The 19,823-nt window shown below is 56.0% G+C and carries 19 protein-coding genes; 10 read left to right on the top strand and 9 right to left on the bottom strand.

Features of this window, described 5'->3' with window-relative positions; genetic code table 11:
• Positions 1 to 259 precede the first annotated feature (259 nt).
• Both nudB and aspS read right to left on the bottom strand, forming a co-directional pair.
• Entirely contained in the window at positions 260 to 691 is a 432-nt protein-coding gene (gene nudB, locus ACR8BF_RS08140) for a dihydroneopterin triphosphate diphosphatase (RefSeq protein ID WP_179895511.1), read from the bottom strand.
• The gene (gene aspS, locus ACR8BF_RS08135; protein WP_434745845.1) at positions 691 to 2,469 is read right to left on the bottom strand and encodes an aspartate--tRNA ligase; all 1,779 of its coding nucleotides are present in this window, start codon (positions 2,467 to 2,469) and stop codon (positions 691 to 693) included. The genes nudB and aspS overlap by 1 nt, the downstream gene beginning before the upstream one ends.
• Positions 2,470 to 2,680: 211 nt before the next feature.
• On the opposite strand from aspS, the gene ACR8BF_RS08130 reads away from it, so the two are divergent.
• The 4 genes from ACR8BF_RS08130 (at position 2,681) to cmoB (ending at position 5,742) form a co-directional block, all read left to right on the top strand.
• Positions 2,681 to 3,502, top strand: coding sequence for a DUF72 domain-containing protein (locus ACR8BF_RS08130; protein WP_179895509.1), 822 nt, complete (start codon positions 2,681 to 2,683; stop codon positions 3,500 to 3,502).
• A 69-nt stretch (positions 3,503 to 3,571) separates the two neighbouring features.
• Positions 3,572 to 3,967 carry an MAPEG family protein gene (locus tag ACR8BF_RS08125; protein WP_179895508.1) on the top strand — a complete coding sequence of 132 codons (396 nt, stop codon included), beginning with the start codon at positions 3,572 to 3,574 and terminating at the stop codon, positions 3,965 to 3,967.
• A gap of 81 nt (positions 3,968 to 4,048) precedes the next feature.
• Positions 4,049 to 4,777 carry a carboxy-S-adenosyl-L-methionine synthase CmoA gene (gene cmoA / locus ACR8BF_RS08120; RefSeq protein WP_179895507.1) on the top strand — a complete coding sequence of 243 codons (729 nt, stop codon included), beginning with the start codon at positions 4,049 to 4,051 and terminating at the stop codon, positions 4,775 to 4,777.
• On the top strand, positions 4,774 to 5,742 hold the full coding sequence (gene cmoB, locus ACR8BF_RS08115; protein WP_292992293.1) for a tRNA 5-methoxyuridine(34)/uridine 5-oxyacetic acid(34) synthase CmoB: 969 nt from the start codon (positions 4,774 to 4,776) through the stop codon (positions 5,740 to 5,742). The genes cmoA and cmoB overlap by 4 nt, the downstream gene beginning before the upstream one ends.
• A 4-nt stretch (positions 5,743 to 5,746) precedes the next feature.
• On the opposite strand, the gene ACR8BF_RS08110 is transcribed toward cmoB, so the two are convergent.
• Positions 5,747 to 6,370: a LysE family translocator gene (locus tag ACR8BF_RS08110; RefSeq protein WP_434745926.1), complete on the bottom strand. Its 624-nt coding sequence runs from the start codon at positions 6,368 to 6,370 to the stop codon at positions 5,747 to 5,749.
• 152 nt (positions 6,371 to 6,522) lie between these two features.
• Here ACR8BF_RS08110 and ACR8BF_RS08105 point away from each other — a divergent pair, with 152 nt between their 5' ends.
• Positions 6,523 to 7,620 (top strand): glycerol dehydrogenase, encoded by a 1,098-nt coding sequence (locus ACR8BF_RS08105; RefSeq protein ID WP_179895505.1) that lies wholly within the window; start codon positions 6,523 to 6,525, stop codon positions 7,618 to 7,620.
• A 30-nt stretch (positions 7,621 to 7,650) separates the two neighbouring features.
• Here ACR8BF_RS08105 and ACR8BF_RS08100 read toward each other — a convergent pair whose 3' ends face one another.
• Positions 7,651 to 8,502, bottom strand: coding sequence for a hypothetical protein (locus ACR8BF_RS08100; protein ID WP_434745844.1), 852 nt, complete (start codon positions 8,500 to 8,502; stop codon positions 7,651 to 7,653).
• Between the two features lie 343 nt (positions 8,503 to 8,845).
• The gene (gene cutC, locus ACR8BF_RS08095) at positions 8,846 to 9,598 is read right to left on the bottom strand and encodes a copper homeostasis protein CutC (RefSeq protein ID WP_179895503.1); all 753 of its coding nucleotides are present in this window, start codon (positions 9,596 to 9,598) and stop codon (positions 8,846 to 8,848) included.
• Positions 9,599 to 9,683: 85 nt separating this feature from the next.
• On the opposite strand from cutC, the gene ACR8BF_RS08090 reads away from it, so the two are divergent.
• Positions 9,684 to 10,829: a MalY/PatB family protein gene (locus tag ACR8BF_RS08090; RefSeq protein ID WP_434745843.1), complete on the top strand. Its 1,146-nt coding sequence runs from the start codon at positions 9,684 to 9,686 to the stop codon at positions 10,827 to 10,829.
• Here the strand turns inward: ACR8BF_RS08090 and ACR8BF_RS08085 are convergent.
• Positions 10,826 to 11,386 carry a VOC family protein gene (locus ACR8BF_RS08085; RefSeq protein WP_434745842.1) on the bottom strand — a complete coding sequence of 187 codons (561 nt, stop codon included), beginning with the start codon at positions 11,384 to 11,386 and terminating at the stop codon, positions 10,826 to 10,828. The genes ACR8BF_RS08090 and ACR8BF_RS08085 overlap by 4 nt on opposite strands.
• Before the next feature lie 314 nt (positions 11,387 to 11,700).
• Here ACR8BF_RS08085 and ACR8BF_RS08080 point away from each other — a divergent pair, with 314 nt between their 5' ends.
• From ACR8BF_RS08080 to ACR8BF_RS08065, 4 genes are all read left to right on the top strand, one after another.
• The gene (locus ACR8BF_RS08080; RefSeq protein WP_009089698.1) at positions 11,701 to 11,823 is read left to right on the top strand and encodes a hypothetical protein; all 123 of its coding nucleotides are present in this window, start codon (positions 11,701 to 11,703) and stop codon (positions 11,821 to 11,823) included.
• A 211-nt stretch (positions 11,824 to 12,034) separates the two neighbouring features.
• Complete coding sequence (gene argS, locus ACR8BF_RS08075) at positions 12,035 to 13,765, top strand: arginine--tRNA ligase (protein ID WP_434745841.1); 1,731 nt, start codon at positions 12,035 to 12,037, stop codon at positions 13,763 to 13,765.
• Between the two features lie 89 nt (positions 13,766 to 13,854).
• A complete protein-coding gene (locus ACR8BF_RS08070; RefSeq protein WP_434745840.1) occupies positions 13,855 to 14,772 on the top strand; it encodes a LysR family transcriptional regulator in 918 nt (305 codons plus the stop codon).
• A 155-nt stretch (positions 14,773 to 14,927) separates the two neighbouring features.
• The gene (locus ACR8BF_RS08065; protein WP_434745839.1) at positions 14,928 to 15,926 is read left to right on the top strand and encodes an aldo/keto reductase; all 999 of its coding nucleotides are present in this window, start codon (positions 14,928 to 14,930) and stop codon (positions 15,924 to 15,926) included.
• Between the two features lie 135 nt (positions 15,927 to 16,061).
• Here ACR8BF_RS08065 and flhE read toward each other — a convergent pair whose 3' ends face one another.
• The 3 genes from flhE to flhB are packed head-to-tail and all read right to left on the bottom strand — an operon-like array spanning position 16,062 to position 19,691.
• A complete protein-coding gene (gene flhE / locus ACR8BF_RS08060) occupies positions 16,062 to 16,454 on the bottom strand; it encodes a flagellar protein FlhE (RefSeq protein ID WP_179897040.1) in 393 nt (130 codons plus the stop codon).
• Entirely contained in the window at positions 16,454 to 18,547 is a 2,094-nt protein-coding gene (gene flhA / locus ACR8BF_RS08055) for a flagellar biosynthesis protein FlhA (RefSeq protein WP_179895497.1), read from the bottom strand. The genes flhE and flhA overlap by 1 nt, the downstream gene beginning before the upstream one ends.
• Complete coding sequence (gene flhB / locus ACR8BF_RS08050) at positions 18,540 to 19,691, bottom strand: flagellar biosynthesis protein FlhB (RefSeq protein ID WP_313700338.1); 1,152 nt, start codon at positions 19,689 to 19,691, stop codon at positions 18,540 to 18,542. Before flhB ends, flhA begins: the two co-directional genes overlap by 8 nt.
• Positions 19,692 to 19,823 lie beyond the last annotated feature (132 nt).

The following is a 19,823-nucleotide window of genomic DNA, read 5'->3' as shown; positions in this document are numbered from 1 at the left end:
CAGGGTGCAGGCTATCCTGGCTGCGAACCTGTTCACCGTCCGTGCTCAAACAGATTTTTAAAAACCCGTCTGCCCTTAACGGCGAGCTTCGCGCGTCATCGTCACATACCGTACATGTGCGACGTCGTGCTGGCGGTAAACAACTTCGAGGCGAAGATGACGCCTGACTGTTCAATAGGTTGGTGTAGTCCTGTTAAAACTCACCAGATTCATAAAATTTAATCTATTCGCCGCCGGAATACCGGGCGATGGCAAGCATTCAGATAAATTCTTCAATCGCCTGGCGGTTACTCCATGATCGGGTTAATGCTGCAGCGTCTGCGGGTGCCAGCCAGCGAAACGCCAGATGTTCAGTCAGCGTCACAGCGCGCTCTTCTGGCAGTTGCAGGCGAAACCAGTGCTCGTGATTATGGGTGACATCAGGTGCGTAGCGATGCCGGAAATGCGGGAAGATTTCAAAGTCGATTTGACGCTGACAATCCTCCACCTCCAGCTGCTCGGTCAACACATCAATGCCAACCTCCTCATTCACTTCACGACACGCGGTCGCCAGCGGTGACTCTCCCGCTTCCAGACTGCCGGTGACCGACTGCCAGAACGTGGGATCGTCACGGCGCTGCAGCATCAACACCCGGCCAGTATCGCGCGCCGAAATCACGACCAGCACTGAAACCGGGTGTTTATAGCCCATTATTTATTCTCGAGCTTTTCTTTTTTAACGACCTGAATGCCGAGCTCCAGCAGAGAAGCCGGGTTCGCTTCGCTTGGCGCTTCGGTCATCAGGCAGGCGGCCGCCGTGGTTTTCGGGAACGCGATGACATCACGAATATTGTCGGTGCCGGTCAGCAGCATCGTCAGACGATCCAGACCAAAGGCCAGGCCCGCATGCGGTGGCGTACCGAACTTCAGCGCATCCAGCAGGAAGCCAAACTTCTCACGCTGCTCGTGCTCTTCGATACCCAGAATGCTGAACACCGTCTGCTGCATTTTGCCGTTGTGGATACGTACTGAACCGCCGCCCACTTCATAACCGTTGATCACCATGTCGTAGGCATTCGCCACGGCACGGGTTGGATCCGCAGCCAGCTCTTCTGCGCTCATCTCTTTTGGCGCAGTGAACGGATGGTGCATCGCGGCCAGACCGCCTTCCTCGTCCTCTTCGAACATCGGGAAGTCGATTACCCACAGCGGTGCCCAGGCTTTTTCATCCGTGATGTTCAGCTCGCGACCCACTTTCAGGCGCAGCGCACCCAATGCATCTGCGACCACTTTAGCGCGATCGGCACCAAAGAAGATGATGTCGCCATCCTGCGCGCCGGTGCGGCTCAGAATACCTTCAACGATCTCTGCATTCAGGAACTTGGCAACCGGACTCTGCACGCCTTCCAGGCCGTCGGCACGGACGTTAACCTTCATCCATGCCAGGCCTTTCGCGCCGTAAATTTCTACGAACTTGCCATATTCATCAATCTGCTTACGGCTCAGCTGCGCACCGGTCGGCACGCGCAGCGCGGCAACACGGCCTTTTTCATCGTTGGCCGGGCCAGAGAAGACCTGGAACTCTACGTTTTTCAGCAGGTCGCCAACGTCCACCAGCTCCATCGGGTTACGCAGGTCTGGCTTATCGGAACCGTAACGATGCATCGCTTCAGCAAAGGTCATCTGCGGGAACTCGCCAAGGTCAACGCCCTGCACGTCCTGCCACAGATTGCGGATTAAACGTTCCATGATTTCACGCACCTGTGGCGCGGTCATAAAGGAGGTTTCAACGTCGATCTGGGTAAATTCGGGCTGACGATCGGCACGTAAATCTTCATCGCGGAAGCATTTAACGATCTGATAATAGCGGTCAAAACCGGACATCATCAGCAGCTGTTTGAACAGCTGCGGTGACTGCGGCAGCGCATAGAATTTGCCTTTATGAACCCGGCTTGGCACCAGATAGTCACGTGCGCCTTCTGGCGTCGCTTTGGTCAGCATCGGGGTTTCGATATCCAGGAACCCTTCGTCATCCATAAAGCGACGGACAAAGCTGGTAACTTTTGCGCGGGTTTTCAGACGCGTCACCATTTCAGGGCGACGCAGGTCCAGATAGCGGTATTTCAGACGTGCTTCTTCGCTGTTGGTCTGATTCGAGTCCAGCGGCAGTGGCTCAGAGCGGTTAATAATGGTCAGCGCCTGGGCAAACACTTCGACTTCACCGGTCGCCATGTCGCTGTTTTTGTTCTTCTCATCACGCGCACGCACGGTGCCGGTGATCTGAACGCAGAATTCGTTACGCAATTCAGAAGCCAGCTTAAAGACGTCCTGACGATCGGGATCAAAGAACACCTGCACGATGCCTTCACGGTCGCGCATATCGATAAAAATCAAACTGCCCAGATCGCGACGGCGGTTTACCCAGCCGCAAAGCGTGACTTGCTGACCCACATGAGACAGATTGAGCTGTCCGCAATATTCTGTACGCATAACACTATCCTTTTAACTTCGCCGCTGCAGCTGACAGCATCCGGCCGCGTTACCTGTTGCGATGCTGTCGCAAAAATGGCGGTCATTATAATGGAAAAAGCCAGACAGGATAAGCAGATCCGCGCCAAACCGCCGATTTCCTGTATGCATTTGCCCCCCTGCCTGACCATAGCCGATAATGGGATATCTTAACCTGCAGCCAGGAGCGCACGTGACACTTCGTATTGGCCTGCCCCAGTGGCATCATTCACACTGGAAACGCTGGGGTATTGAGAGCCTGGCGGACTATGCCCGCTACTTCCATTGTGTAGAGGGAAATACCACGCTTTATGCGCTACCGAATGCGGAAACGGTGATGCGCTGGCGTGATATGACGCATGATGCGTTTCGCTTCTGCTTTAAGTTTCCCAATACCATCAGTCATCAGTCGGCGCTGCAGCACAGCGATGACCTGCTGACTGATTTTCTGCGCCTGATGGAGCCGCTGGCCGATCGTATCGGTCAGTACTGGCTGCAGTTGCCTGCCAGTTTCTCCCCGACTCAACTCGACGATCTGTGGCGTTTTCTGGATAGCCTGCCGCGCCGTTTTCACTACGGCGTCGAAGTCCGCCATCCGGCTTTCTTTGCCAAAGGTGACGCCGAACGGGCACTGAATCGCGGCCTGCTGGCGCGCGGCATCAATCGCGTGATGCTCGACAGCCGCCCGGTTCACGCCTCCACCTCGCAAAGCCCGGCGGCACTGGTCGCGCGTTCGCAAAAGCCCAAAGTGCCGCCTCATGCCCTGCGAACCGGTTCTCAGCCGATGGTGCGTTTTATCGGCAGCGACAGCGTGGAAGAGAGCGTGCCGCTGTTTCAGATCTGGCGTGACAAGCTGTCGGAATGGCAGCAACAGGGCGACGCCATGCTGTTTCTGCATACGCCTGATATGGGTCAGGTGTTTCCGCTGGTGCAGGCGCTGTGGCCGCAACTGCAGCAGATTGACCCCGGCATTGGCAACGGGCCTGACTGGCCGCAACAGACGTCACTGTTTTGATGACTGCACAGGACAACATGCTGTGCGCTGGATAGAATAGCCGCTTTACGGCTGGATACCGGAGTGACAATGATTAGTGCGTTATACGTCGTACTGGGTGCATTGCTGGTGATGAAATTTACGATGGATGTGGTGCGTTATCGCCGTTTCTATCGCGTGGCCTATGGTGATGGCGGCTATCACGACCTGAAAATGGCGATTCGCATTCACGGCAATGCTATCGAAACCATACCGCTTGCGCTGTTGCTGCTGGTGATGATGGAGATGAACGGCGCCGATATCTGGATGGTGCATCTCACTGGCCTGCTGTTTTTCATCGGCCGGTTTCTGCATGCCTGGGGTTTACGCAGTAGCGCCATGGCAGGCCGCAAATATGGCATGTTGCTGACGCTGTTTTCACTGTGCGGCATGGTGATCTTTAACCTCATCTATCTGCCGTGGGAACTGGTGCTGACGCTCCATTAAGCTGTCCCTGGTTAAGGGGTGCAGGCCGCCCCACTTTCTGCGAGAATAGCGCCCTTTCCGTCGTCTCTTCGGATTTTCGATATGTCTGACCGCGATCAACTCTTCTCAGCGCCCATTGCAAAACTGGGCGACTGGACTTTTGACGAGCGCGTAGCTGAAGTCTTTCCTGACATGATTCAGCGCTCGGTGCCGGGCTACTCCAACATCATTTCGATGATTGGCATGCTGGCAGAACGTTTTGTTACCCCTGACAGCAAGGTTTATGACCTCGGCTGCTCGCTGGGTGCCGCGACGCTTTCGGTGCGCCGCAATATTCATGTACCCGGTTGCCAGATCATCGCGGTAGATAATTCCCCGGCGATGGTGGAGCGTTGCCGTCGTCATCTGGATACCTTTCGTGCGGATACGCCGGTCACGGTACTGGAAGCGGATATCCGCGACATTGAGATTGAGAACGCCTCGCTGGTGGTGCTCAACTTCACGCTCCAGTTTCTGGAGCCACCTGCGCGTCTGACGCTGCTGGAAAAAATCTGGCAGGGACTTAAACCGGGCGGCGCGCTGGTACTGTCAGAAAAATTCAGTTTTGAAGATGCTGAGATCGGTGAACTGCTTTTCAATATGCATCACGACTTCAAGCGCGCCAACGGCTACAGCGAACTGGAAATCAGCCAGAAACGCAGCATGCTGGAAAATGTGATGCTGACTGACAGCGTTGAAGCGCATAAAGCCCGCCTGAAACAGGCCGGTTTCCCGCACGCCGAACTCTGGTTCCAGTGCTTTAATTTTGGATCTCTGGTGGCGTTGAAATGATCGACTTTGGCCGTTTTTATCAGCAAATTGCGGTGGGTCCGCTGGCGAAGTGGCTGGACGTGTTACCGGCGCAGATCAGCGAATGGCAACGTGAAAACCTGCATGGGCACTTTCGTGACTGGTACAAGTCGCTGGAGTATCTGCCGCTGCTGGAGCCACAAAAGCTCGACCTGCTGCATAGCGTCACCGCTGACCGCGATGACATCAGCGATCGTCATCGTCAGGGCATTGAGAAACTACTGCGCAACCTGATGCCGTGGCGCAAAGGGCCTTATTTTCTCTACGGCACCCACATCAACACGGAGTGGCGATCTGACTGGAAGTGGGAGCGCGTGCTACCACACATCTCACCACTGGCGGGTCGCACGGTGCTGGATGTCGGGTGTGGCAGCGGCTATCACATGTGGCGGATGATTGGCGCGGGCGCGCATTTGGTGGTCGGCATTGATCCGATGCAGCTGTTCCTGGTGCAGTTCGAAGCGGTGCGCAAGCTGCTGAATGACGATCGCCGGGTGCATATGCTTCCGCTGGGAATTGAGCAATTACCGGTGTTGCAGGCGTTCGATACTGTGTTTTCAATGGGTGTGCTCTATCATCGTCGTTCCCCGCTGGATCACCTGCTGCAGCTGAAAAATCAGCTGGTGAGCGGCGGTGAACTGGTGCTGGAAACGCTGGTCATTGAGGGCGATGTCAATCAGGTGCTGGTGCCAGGTGAGCGCTATGCACAGATGCGTAACGTCTTCTTTATCCCGTCAGCCGAAGCGCTGAAAAGCTGGCTGGAAAAAAGCGGCTTTGTCGATGTGCGGATTGTCGATTTTGCCCTGACCACCACTGAAGAGCAGCGCCGGACCGACTGGATGACCAGCGAATCGCTGGCAGAATTTCTCGACCCTGATGACCCGGGCAAAACGGTTGAGGGCTACCCGGCTCCCCTGCGCGCCGTGCTGGTCGCCACCAAACCTTAACGTTTCAGCGGCGAGACACCGCCAGTTTCGCCGCAAATCCAATAAACACGCAGCCAGTCAGGCGATCCATCACCTTCAGCACCCGCGGCTTTCGCAGATGACCGGCGAAGTAGTGGCTGCCGCCAATTAATACCGCATTCCAGACCAGCCCCAACACCATGTGTGCCAGCGCCATCAGACTGCACCAGAGTGCCACGGATGCCCCAGCGGGGATGAACTGTGGCAGAAAGGTGACGTAAAACACGCCCACTTTAGGATTCAGCAGATTCCCCATTAATCCCCGACTAAAGCAGGCCAAATACCCCTGCGATCGGGCAGGCTGTTCTGCCATCACGAGCGGATCAAGGCGGGGTTTGAACAACAATTTTATACCCAGCCAGAGCAGCCATGCTGCGCCAATCCACTTCAGAGTGTTATAGGCGATTTCAGACGCCATCAGCAGCGCACCCAGCCCCAGGCCTACAGCCACTCCCCACATCAGACAGCCCAGCGTCACGCCGAGAGCGGTGGCACAGGCACGCTGCCAGCCCTGCGCGATAGCGGTTCGCAGCACCAGTGCGGTATCAAATCCGGGTGTGAGCGTCAGAATCGTTATCGCAAAGAGAAATGAAAATAGCGTGGCGCTCATGGTGATTTCTCCGTTGTCGCTCTTCAGATACAGGGGGGTGTTCACGCAGCTTAACAGCCAGGGGTGGATAATGCCCGGAATCCACTGCCACGATGGCCGGATTGTGCCAGGCTGGATCAGGTTGATTCATTCATATCAGGGAGTTCTGGATTATGAGTAAATTTATTTTTTCTTCACCCCGTAAATATGTGCAGGGCGCAGGTGTGCTGGATGAGCTGGGAACGTACCTCACTGAGCTGGGCGATCAGGCTTTTCTGGTGGCAGATGAAACGGTCTGGACGCTGATTGGAGAACGAACGCAACAGACCCTGCAGTCTGCCGGCGTGAAATTCAGCTGGCAGCAATTCAATGGCGAGGCCTCCAGTAATGAGATCACGCGTCTCAGTGCGCTGGCGAAGAGCCAGGGCTGTAACGTGGTGGTCGGACTGGGAGGCGGTAAAACACTGGACACTGTTAAGGCCGTCGCGGATGAAATCAGACAGCCGGTGGCCATAGTGCCGACGATCGCCTCCACCGATGCCCCCTGTAGCGCGCTGTCGGTCATCTATTCTGACAGCGGCGTATTTGAGAGCTATCGCTTTTACAGCAAAAATCCGGATTTAGTGCTGGTGGACACCGCCGTTTGCGCCAATGCGCCAGCACGACTCTTTGCCTCAGGCATTGCAGATGGGCTGGCGACCTGGGTTGAAGCACAGGCAGTGGCGCGGTCGCATTCGAAATCGATGGTCAATGGTGATCCGACACTTGCCGGACTGGCGATTGCCCGAGCCTGTGAAGAAACGCTTCTTACCTGGGGTTACAGCGCCTATGTTGCCGTCACGGAAAAACGCGTGACGCCAGCGGTAGAAGCGGTGGTGGAAGCCAATACGCTGCTCTCGGGACTGGGCTTTGAAAACGGCGGGCTGGCAGCTGCACACGCCATTCATAATGGTTTCACCGCGATTGAGGGTGATATCCATCATCTGACCCATGGCGAGAAAGTCGCCTATGGCACACTGACGCAGATGGTGCTTGAGAAGCGTCCGGACGAGGAAATTGCTCGCTATATCCGCTTCTATCGCGCGATCAATATGCCGACCACGCTTCGGGAACTGCATCTGGAAAATGAAAGCTGGGAGAATCTGGTGAAGATAGGTGCACTGGCGAACAGTGAAGGCGACACGCTGAAAAACCTTAATCCACACCTTTCACCGGAAGATATTGCCAACGCCCTGCTGGCGCTGGATGCCTTTAGTCAGACAGTAAAATAGTCACCCGAGAGGCGATCAACCGATCGCCTTTTATTCTTCTGCCGCCGCAGGCTGGTCCCAGTACTCATACTTGTAGGCGGAACTGAGGTGGCGTTCGACTGTGCCACGCGTGAAGATTTCGGTCTCATGCAGGTAGCTCAGGGTACAGTTGCCGACCTCATCCCAGGACTGACACTCATCAACCGAACGGACAGTGCTCAGCGGGGTATTCGCCGTGCCATTCAGTCTGACTTCACGCCACTGGGGATCGTAGGTGTATTCGTCGGTGCCCCGGGCGGAGGTGGTCCGCGTCACCAGCCCCTGAGAATTCCAGTGGTAGTGAAACTCACCGTTGGTCAGCGGATCGCTGCCGCGCGCTATGCCCTTCTCCAGTCGTAACTGGCGATCGTAGCGATAGAGGGTGTCGGTAAAACCGCTTTTACCCATGCTGATAAATCTGTCGGAGGCGCTGGTGATATTGCCATGCTGGCCTTTCTGCCAGTTGATCGTCCCCTGTCGGTTATCAACCACGACCTGTTTGCCCTCTTTCAGCACTTTGACCAGATACGTATACTCCGCCACCCAGCCGCCCTGCACCCGGGCGATATGTTGCTCCATGCTGAGGATGACGTTGCGTTCACTTTTGTCATAGCTGACGTCAGCGACCGTCAGATCGCCGCAGGCATCAAACTGACCCAGTACCCGCTTTTGCGAATTGACATCTTTGCCAAATTCACCCGCAATCACCTGTTTCACCGCGCCTTTCGCATTACCGCCCAGCAAAATCAGCGTATTGCTGTTCGCAACAGCAGTATTGTTCGGGCTGCATTCGCTGGCGACTGTATTGCCACTGCACAGCGCAGTCACCATCAGGCTTAAAACAAGAATCTGATTGCGTTTCATAGGGTCAATTCCAGGCGATATTGCTTTCAGTGTAAACGCTGCAGTGATGAACAGCGGTAATCTGTGATGATTTCAGCCTGCACCACCCGGTTAACGGTAGTGATGCGGCACAACAGGGGCCTGACGGAGAATGCCTGTAATCAGTTCCCGGCGGGCACTGACGGCCTGGATGACATTCATTATTTATAAAAGGCAGGGAATTTTAATTGAACCGGGCGAAACGATGCCACTGCAAACAGAGCGTGCTTTACACAAAAAGAACCCCAGCAAGCTGTACTGGGGTTTGGTACTTGCAAACACCACGTCAATGATCGGCGTGCTGCGCGGCAAAATCTGTTGTGGTTCAGGCGACCCGAACGGTGCTCATCTGCATCACGCTTTTCATCGCCTCAACCACATCGCCGTCTACACAATAGCGGCTGAACTCATCGGTTTCGGCTTCTGAACACATGGAGACCCCCGCTTTGCGGTAACGCATCGGCGACGCCAGCAGGCGACTGGCCGAGCTGTGGACTTCCTCAATCCCCATGTCGAGAAACTTTTGCAGGTTGCTGAGACGAACGCCAGCACCCGCCATAATAATAGGACCGGTACTGGTCTCATTAAGTTCCCTGAGTAATGCAATTCCGTTTTCAGCGCTCTGCTGCTGACCGGATGTCAGAATACGCGCCACACCCAAATCCGTTAACGCTTCCAGTGCGCGTTTAGGGCTGTGGCAGAGATCGAAGGCGCGGTGAAAGGTCACGGCCATGCCGTCACACAGCGCCATAATCTGCCGCATCTGACCATGATGAATGTGAGCCTCTTCGTCCAGCATCCCAATCACCAGGCCAGGAAAACCCAGTTCACGTATTAATGCGACGTCTGATTTCATCGCTTCAAATTCGCGTGCGCTGTAACAAAAATCGCCACCCCGTGGCCGGACAATAGGATGAACCGGAATCGAAACGTCGCGCCGGACAGCGTTCAACATGCCCGCTGAGGGGGTGAGGCCGCCTTCACGCGGTGCGGTACACAGTTCCACCCGATCGGCCCCCGCCTGTTGTGCAGTTACAGCGCAATCCACGCCATAGCAGCAAATTTCCAGTGTGGTCATTCTCTTCTCCTTTACATGACTCTGGTTCAAGGCAGATTCATCAGTTAGTCTGGCTGCTGGAATGAGTTTACCGGGAAAGTTAACTATGGCATTCAATTTCGACCAACGGATAGACCGTCGTCACAGCGATAGCCTTAAATGGAACAAATATGCGGACCAGGACATTCTGCCGCTTTGGGTGGCAGATACGGATTTTCGATCGCCTGACTGCGTTATCGATGCGATTAAAGCCCGCGCCGAACATGGGATTTTTGGCTATGGCGACACGCCGGTAGCGTTTATCGACAGCGCCGTTGCCTGGCTTGCCTCACGCTATCAGTGGCACGTTAATCCGGAGTGGATTGTGGTGTTGCCGGGCGTGGTGTGTGGACTGAATCTCACCGTGCGGGCGTTTACCGCGCCCGACGAGCTGACGATCACCCCCGTGCCCATCTATCCGCCGTTTCGTGGTGCAGCAAAACTGGCAGAGCGGGAACAGGTCAATCTGCCCTTAACGCTGGAAAAAGGACGCTGGCTGCTGGATCTGGATGCGGCTCAAGGCCAGCCAGGCGGTAAAGAGCGGCTGTTAATGCTGTGCAACCCGCAGAATCCGGGCGGCACTGTCTATCGCCGCGAGGAACTTCAGGCGCAGCTGGAATTTGCGCAGCAGCACAATCTGATTGTCTGTTCTGATGAGATCCACAGCGATCTGTTACTGGAACCGGGTGTTCAGCACATTCCATTTGCTTCACTGAGTGAAGAGGCGGCGCAGCGCAGTGTGACGCTGATGTCACCCTCCAAGAGTTTCAATATTGCCGGTCTGGGTGCGTCCATCGCCATCATACCCAACGCCGAACTGCGCGCGCGCTTTAACCGGTTGCGACGCGGCATTGTGCCGGATGTGGATATTCTCGCACTCACTGCAGCGGCAGCAGCATGGCGCGAAGGTGAACCCTGGCTGAACGCACAGAACGCCTATCTGCGCAGTAACCGTGACTGGCTGGTGTCGCAGGTCAATAAAATGACTGGCCTGTCCGTCGCTGCGCCGGAAGCAACTTATCTCGCCTGGATCGATGCCAGCGCGCTGGGCGTGGCCAGCCCTGCCCTCTATTTTGAGAAGCACGGGCTGGGCTTAACGGCCGGACGCGAGTTTGGCAATGACCAGTTTGTCCGGCTCAACTTCGGCTGTACCCGTGCCCTCCTGGACGAAGCGGTGGCGCGCCTGAAGCGCGCCGTGGCCGCCCGCATCTAGTTCTGTTCGCTGGCGACAATCTCCTCCAGTCGCCACGGGTGAAACTTGATTGTCGTCTGCCCATCCGTCACCGCAAGGGTCGGATTGGGCAGACGTTCATTCTCGCCCTGTGGAGAGCTGGTTTTAAAAGAAATACCCGGCTGCGTCAGTGCCTCATCGGATAGTAACGCCATCGCTCGCATGCCCAGCGTCTGATGATCGCCGCGTAACACCACCTCTATATGCTCCCAGCCTTCATGGCGGTAACGCTTTTCACCCGGCCACGGCAGTTCAACGACATCAATCTGCCTGCCCGCGACCATCAGCGGATCATGGAGTTTAAACAGGCAAATCTGCCGTCCGTTGATCATTGCAGCCGAAAACTCGGTGCCAATCTGCTGCAGGCCTTGTTGCCAGCGGTTCGCCGTCGTGTCCTGATGACAACGCACCGAAATATGGTCCACTTCCAGTTCGTTAAGGCGCAAACCCAGTCTTTGCGCAAAATTTTGCAACGATTCCTCAAAACGTCCTAAATCTGTCTTTAAATCATCCAATTCTGCCGGAAAAGTTCGCTCCACCACCCTCAATCCTCTCTATTTGTTTAGCATTTATAATCAGTCTGGTTTATTGTGCGCCGCGTTCTCAGCGTCACATAATGGTAAGATTCATCTTATTTGGGCTGAAATTTAATGCAAAACCGTATAATAACATCTTTCATTTCGGATTTATCTCCTGTTTAGGGCCACCAGTTGCTTGATGAAAGCATGTTAAGTTAATGATTTAAATAAACTTCTTTAATACAATAAGATAACTCTCATTTGAAGGGCAAACAATTGCAGCCTTCCCTGCCTTCCTATAAATTTGACCTAACACAACCAAAAGGAATGGCTCTATGTCTATGCTCATCGTTGTCGCTGTCCTGATCGCATTGATGGGATTTGCAATTTCCCGCCATTGGAAGGTGCGTGAAGATAAAAGCGTAAAGAACCCACGCCGTCACTTACGACGTCGTTAACGCCTCAGGGAAACATCTTCTTCAGCTCTGTTTCCCCGCTTCATCCAACTGCTGACGCCCACCCACATTTCACGTATACTTTTCCCCTCATTTTTTTCCGTTTTGTCTGCCCCATCCGTTTCCGCCAATCCGTTACGCGATGCACTCAGGCAAGATGATGACAGCCCGGCTTAGCAGGTCAGGGCATTGTTCAGCATATGAAGGTAACCCGGTGAATATTCAGGCACTTCTTTCCGCAAAAGTCAGTCAGGCAATGGTTTTAGCCGGCGCACCCGCCGATTGCGAACCGCAGGTTCGTCAGTCCGCCCGGGTTCAGTTTGGAGACTATCAGGCTAACGGCATTATGGCCGTGGCAAAAAAGCTGGGACAGGCACCGCGACAATTAGCGGAAACGGTGATTCAGCACCTCGACCTGACCGGCATCGCCAGCAAGGTTGAAATTGCCGGGCCAGGCTTTATCAATATCTTCCTGGACCACAACTGGCTGGCAACCCACGCCCGTGAAGCACTGAGTCTGCCGCGCCTGGGCGTGCAGCTGGCCGAGCCGCAGACTATCGTGGTCGACTACTCTGCGCCTAACGTCGCCAAAGAGATGCACGTTGGCCACGTCCGTTCCACCATCATTGGTGACGCGGCGGTGCGCACGCTGGAGTTCCTGGGTCATAAAGTGATCCGCGCCAACCACGTGGGCGACTGGGGTACGCAGTTCGGCATGTTGATCGCGTTCCTGGAAAAGCAGCAGAATGAAGATCACGCAGAGATGGCGCTGGCCGATCTCGAAGGCTTCTACCGTGAAGCCAAACGCACCTATGATGAAGATCCTGAGTTTGCCGAGCGCGCACGCAGCTATGTCGTGAAGCTCCAGGGTGGCGATGAATATTGCCGCCAGATGTGGAAGAAACTGGTCGACATCACCATGAGTCAGAACCAGAAAATCTATGACCGCATGAACGTGACACTGACGCGCAAGGATGTCATGGGTGAAAGTCTCTATAACGATATGCTGCCTGGCATCGTCTCCGACCTGAAGCAGAAAGGCTTAGCGGTCGAGAGTGAAGGCGCGACCGTGGTGTTCCTGGATGAATTCCAGAACAAAGAAGGTGAGCCGATGGGCGTCATCATCCAGAAAAAGGATGGCGGCTACCTCTATACCACCACCGATATCGCCTGTGCGAAATATCGTTACGAAACGCTGAAAGCCGATCGTGTGCTTTATTACATCGACTCACGCCAGCATCAGCATCTGGTCCAGGCCTGGACCATCGTGCGTAAAGCGGGTTATGTACCGGCATCTGTGCCGCTGGAGCACCATGCGTTCGGCATGATGCTGGGCAAGGATGGCCGTCCGTTCAAAACCCGCAGCGGCGGCACCATCAAGCTCTCCGATCTGCTGGATGAAGCTTATCAGCGTGCCTACACACTGGTGCGTGAGAAGAACCCGGAAATGAGCGAAGCGGAAGTGAAAACGCTGGCAGAAGTGGTTGGCATCAGCGCGGTGAAATACGCTGACCTGTCGAAAAGCCGCACCACCGATTACATCTTCGACTGGGATAACATGCTGGCGTTTGAAGGCAACACCGCGCCTTACATGCAGTATGCCTACACCCGCGTGCTCTCTGTGTTCCGCAAAGCGGGCATTGATGCCGATTCGCTGGATGCGGCGATTGTGATCAGTGAGGAGCGTGAAGCGCAACTGGCCACCCGTCTGCTGCAGTTCGAAGAGGTTATCACTCAGGTGGCTCGTGACGGTACACCACATGTGATGTGTGCTTATCTCTACGATCTGGCGGGTCTGTTCTCTGGCTTCTACGAGCACTGCCCGATCCTCAGCGCAGAGTCAGAAGCAACCCGTCGGAGCCGACTGCAGCTGGCCGCGCTGACGGCGAAAACGCTGAAGCAGGGTCTGGATACGCTGGGTATCGACACCGTCGAGCGCATGTAGTCTCAGAAACGGAGAGGGTTTACCCTCTCCGTTTCTGCTCTCAGTTAACCTCCCTGAATGCCCCTGAATCTCCGCAACAGGAGAGTGTTATGTCTGTCGCCGCACACCTTATCAGCAGCCACCTCCCCACCATCAGGCAGTTGCAGTGCTTTCTGGCTGTCGCCCACGAGCTTAATTTTCGCCGTGCCGCAGAACGACTTAACATGACGCAGCCTCCGCTCACCCGCCAGATCCAAAGCCTGGAAAACCTGCTCGGTCAGTCGCTGTTCAGTCGCACAACCCACGCGGTAATACTTACCGAATCTGGCCGTGCGCTGGTCGCGAAAGCAGAAGCGATCCTGACAGCATTAAGTGCCTTAAAGCAGGCAGCACAGCCCGCCGCCGCACAGCTGCGCATCGGGTTGACCCGCACGCTGAACTTTGAACTGATCGCGCCGCTCAATAAGCAGCTCGCCAGTTTCCTTGCCCGCGATGAGATGGAGATGCCCAGCCTGACCTCCGCTCAGCTGCTCCAGAGCCTGGCGAAAAACAACCTGGATTTGATCCTCACCGGCGAAAAAGGGCCCGAAGCCGAAGAGCTCGTCCGGTACGCCTGGGTTTACCGCGAGCCGCTGCTCGTCGCTATACCGTCGACGCACCCAGCCAGCCTGCGGCAAAACGTCTCGCTGGACATGCTCGCTGACCTGCCGTTGTTCTGGTTTGCACGCAGTGCCAATCCGCAGTTTTACGATAAGTGCGAGCGCTACTTCGCCACGCTCAGCGTCACGCTGAAACGGCTGAGAGAGCCGGATGATTCCCTGCTGATGCTATCGCACATCGCCAGAGGCAAGGGATTCGCCCTGATGCCGCAGTCAAAATGTACCTTTAATCAGGCAGGACTCTGTTATCGCCCGCTGACGGAAGGCGCTGCGCAACAGCTGGCAATTGATGTTTATGCGGCTATTCGCGCCGATGAAAAAAATGCGGCGGTTCTTGATGCGCTGAATACACTTTCGCAGCCCGCGTAAAGCGGCGCCTCTACGCGCGGCTGAGTCGAAGTGCCCTCCGTCCAGTTGCTGTCTGAATCCCTCACTTCACTGATACCTTTTTTGCATGACGGAAAGAGCAATTCATTGCTTTAACGCGGAGTGAAACAATCGTGTCTCACTGACGAGGAGAGACAATGAAAAAGCGAACGTTAACTCAGGGTCTGGACGTCAGCGCCATCGGCTATGGCGCAATGGGGCTCAGCGAATTTTATGGTCAGACTGATGATCGTCATTCCCTGCAACTGCTCAGCCAGCTGCGCGACCTGGATATCACCTTCATCGATACCGCCGATCTCTACGGACGTGGCCACAATGAGCAGTTGATCGGTCAGTTTCTTGCCGGAATGAGCAAGGCTGAACGCCTGAAGTTCATCGTCGCCACCAAATGTGGTATTGAGCGTCCGGCAGATGAGGCCTATGCCCGCACCATCAACAATCAGCCGGACTACATTACCCGCAGCTGCCATGCCTCCCTGAAACGACTGGGCGTCGAACGTATTGACCTCTTTTATCTGCACCGCATCAGTCCGGCGACGCCGATTGAGGAGAGCATGCAGTGTCTCAGCCGTCTGGTGCAGGAAGGAAAGATCGCCCGGATTGGGCTGTGTGAAGCCTCTGCCACAACACTGAACCGGGCGCAGGCGATCCACCCGCTGGCCGCGCTGCAGACGGAGTATTCACTCTGGACGCGGGACATTGAGAAAGACATTCTGCCCACGGTGAAAAAGCTCGGTATCGGTCTGGTGCCCTATTCCCCGCTGGGCAGAGGGTTCCTGACCGGTAAATACCGTAAAAACAGTGATTTTGCCGAGGGTGATTTCCGCAAAAACAATGACCGTTTCCAGCAGGAAAATATTGATCACAATCTCCAGCTTCTTAACGCGGTGACGCCGCTGGCGGAGAAATATCACGCCACCACCGGCCAGATCGCGCTGGCCTGGCTACTGGCACAGTATGAAAAAATTGTTCCGATTCCGGGGACTAAACAGATCGCTTATCTCACTGAAAATGCGCAGGCTGCAGATATCGAGCTGGAGGAGCAAGACCTCCGGTTGCTAAAGAGTATTCATCAGCAGATTGAGGTTAAAGGCGGGCGCTACTCTGAAGAGGGAATGAAAGGCGTTAATGCCTGAATTCTATACGTCGGTGCCTGATTTACCGGCTGGTAGCAGGTGCGTTAATCGTTGCTCTGTAAGCGACGCAACAGCCGATGCACATATCTGATGGGCATCGGCGTATCCCGCGCCTGAATCATAGTTGCTGATTCATTATTCGTAATTGACCATCACTTCGCTGCTCACCACCCGCAAGCCCGGTGGCAGCGCCCCGCTGCCGGCAAAACCAAACACCATGTGCAGGGTCTCACCCGCGTTCAGATGAGCCAGACCGCGCGTGGTGCCGCTGGCGCCCTCAAGCGACGTGCAACGCTGTTCGCCACACAGCCGCACTTCCATGCCAGACGGGGCCGGCCTGCTCAGCTCATAACGCCAGTTAATGATGCTGACTTCCCCACTGACGTCGGCGGGAGGCGTCAGCGGTTGCGCCCGTTGCCAGCTGCCTCGATTCGCCAGCAGCGGCCCGTTGGCCGTGCCGCTCCAGGCCCCCCCAGCCGCCTGAGCCATCAGCGGCAGTATTAACACGGCAGTCACCAGCCAGCGCATCATTTGCCTCCGATGGTCGCAGTCATACGGATCTGGCGGTTGTCGCTCAGTTCCAGATTGGAGAGCACCACCAGCTGTGGCAGATTGCGGCGCAGGAATCTCGCCAGCAGCGCTCGCAGCGGATGATTGACCAGCAACACCGGCGGCGCACCCAGCATCTCCTGACGCTGCAATGCCGCCTGTGCCTGACTTAACAGCCGATCGGCCAGACCCGGCTCCAGTCCGCCACCGCCCTGCAACGCCTGTAACAGCAGACGTTCAAGCGTGGAATCCAGCCCGATAACCTGCACTTCTTCATTACCCGGGAACCACTGCTGAGTAATCGCACGGCCCAGCGCCACACGTACCACGCTGGTCAGTTCCTGCGGATCGCTCTGCACCGGCGCATGCTCTGCCAGCGTTTCGATGATGGTCCGCATATCGCGAATCGACACCCGCTCCACCAGCAGGTTCTGCAGCACCTTGTGCAGCGTGGTCAGAGAGATCACACCTGGCACCAGATCTTCAGTCAGCTTCGGCATCTCCTGGCTAACACGATCCAGCAGCTGCTGTGCTTCCTGACGGCCAAACAGCTCGCTGGCAAACTGGCCAATCAGATGGTTAAGGTGGGTTGCTACGACGGTACTGGCTTCAACCACGGTAAAGCCCTGAATCTGCGCCTGCTCTTTCAGTGCGCTGTCAATCCAGACCGCCGCCAGACCAAAGGCCGGATCGACGGTTGCTTCGCCCGGCAGACTGCCGGCAGCTGTGCCAGGGTTAATCGCCATCCAGCGGCCAGGATAGGCATCACCGCTACCAATCTCTACCCCTTTCATCAGGATGCGATAGCGCGCAGGTGGCAGATCCATGTTGTCGCGGATATGCACCACAGGCGGAAGGAAACCAACATCCTGAGCAACCTTCTTACGAATACTGCGGATACGTCCCAGCAGCTCACCGTTTTGCTGATGATCGACCATCGGAATCAGGCGATAGCCGACTTCCATACCCAGCGTATCTTCCAGCTGCACATCAGTCCACGACGCTTCGGTGGCGGCTGGCGTGTCTGCCGGTTTGTTGCTGATGCTGCCTGCAACGTCCACTTTCTTCTTCGGCTGAGCTTCGCGACCACGTAACCACCAGGCCAGACCCAGTAAGGCGGCGGTGAACAGCAGGAAGACGAAGTTAGGCATGCCAGGCACCAGACCCAGCAGGCCAATCACCCCGGCGCTGAGCATCAGTACGCGAGGATCCTTGAACAGCTGAGTGACCATCTGCTCGCCGACATCCTGATCGGTGGCGACGCGCGTCACGATAACACCGGCAGCGGTGGAGATAACCAGCGCCGGGATCTGCGCAACCAGACCATCACCGATGGTCAGTAGCGTATAGGTCTCTGCGGCATGGCCTGCATCCATACCGTGCTGCACCACGCCCACCAGCAGGCCGCCGATGACGTTGATGACCATGATCATGATACCGGCAACGGCATCACCACGAACAAACTTACTCGCACCGTCCATCGAACCGTAGAAGTCAGCTTCCTGGGTCACTTCAGCACGGCGGCGTTTGGCTTCATCTTCGCCGATCAGACCGGCGTTGAGGTCGGCATCGATCGCCATCTGCTTACCTGGCATCCCGTCCAGCACAAAGCGCGCGCCCACTTCAGCGATACGACCGGCACCCTTGGTGATAACCATAAAGTTAATGATCACGAGGATGATGAACACCACGATACCGATGGCAAAGTTACCGCCCACCAGGAAGTGGCCGAACGCTTCAACGACCTGTCCCGCTGCGGCGGCACCGGTGTGCCCTTCCATCAGGATGATACGCGTCGAGGCGACGTTCAGCGCCAGACGCAGCAATGTCGAGAACAGCAGAATGGTCGGGAACGCCGCAAACTCCAGGGTCCGCTGGGTGAACATCGCCACCAGCAGGATCATGATCGACAGCGCAATGTTAAAGGTGAACAGCAGATCGAGGATAAACGGCGGTAATGGCAGAACCATCATCGACAGGATCATCAGGATCAGTACCGGCCCGGCCAGTACCTGCCACTGCATATCTTTAAAGCCCGGTAAACGTAGCTTTACGGCCAGGTTATTAGCCATCGTTGTTGTTCTCTCCTGCAAAGTCCATCTCTGCCGGGACCGGCAGGTCTTTTGGTTTGGTTGGGATCAGGCCGCCTTCACGCTTCCAGCGACGTGACTGCCAGACCCATGCCAGCACTTCGGCCACGGCCGCATAGAGCGCGCCGGGTATGTGCTGACCAATTTCGGTATGTCGGTATAACGCACGCGCCAGCGGCGGTGCTTCCAGAACCGGAATGCGGTGTTCAGCAGCCAGTTCACGAATTCTCAGGGCGATCTCACCCGCGCCTTTCGCAACAACTTTCGGCGCACTCATTTTCTTCTCGTTGTACTGCAGTGCCACCGAGTAGTGCGTCGGGTTGGTGACGATGACATCCGCTTTCGGTACATCCGCCATCATCCTGCGGCGCGCAGCGGCGCGCATCTGTTGACGGATACGCCCTTTAACGTGCGGGTCCCCTTCCTGCTGCTTATGCTCGTCGCGGATCTCCTGCATCGACATCTTCAGCTTTTTAAAGTGGCTGTATAGCTGCCAGAAGACGTCATACCCCACCATCGGGATCAGGCCCAGCATCACCAGCGAACAGCAAATCGCAATCATCTCCATGCCGTGAATCAGCGCGGTGACGGGGGCTTCGCTGATCAGCCGCAGCATCTCAGGCCAGTGGCTCCAGATGTACCACCAGCCCACCGAGCCGACCAGAATAGTCTTAAGGATGCCTTTAAACAGTTCGGTCCAGGCCTGAGCAGCAAACATCCGCTTGAAACCGGCCATCGGGTTCATCTTCTTCGGGTCGAACTTGATCGATTTACCGCTGAAAACGATACCGCCCAGCAGCATGGGCGCGGCAATCGCCACCAGCACCAGACCGCCCATCAATGGCAGCAGCGCCATCAGTGCCTGAGTGATCAGGCTACCGATGTGACCGACGATAACTTTGTCATCTCTGACCATGCCGTGGTCAAAACGGAGCCCGGTTGCGACCATCGCCGCCAGCCGGTGCGCCATCATGTTGCCGCCTATCCACAGGATCATGATGCCGGCCAGCAGCATCAGTACAGATGTCAGTTCGCGCGAACGCGGAATCTGGCCCTCTTCACGCGCTTTCTCAAGTCGGTGGGCCGTGGGCGATTCTGTTTTGTCTTCGTCGCTATCTTCAGCCACGACAAACCTCGGTTGGCAGGAATTCTGAGCTTAGGATGCCAAATCTGGCTTAAGTTAAAGCGGAGATAAGAAGGGGGAAACAGGCGTTCTTTCGGGGATGGATCTGACAATGCAGAACGGGGTCACCCAAAG

It is taken from the genome of Candidatus Pantoea rara, from assembly GCF_051136265.1.
Taxonomy (GTDB): Bacteria; Pseudomonadota; Gammaproteobacteria; order Enterobacterales; family Enterobacteriaceae; genus Pantoea; species Pantoea rara.
The sequence above is the reverse complement of the archived record's forward strand: the minus strand, read 5'-3'. Positions and strand labels throughout refer to the sequence as shown.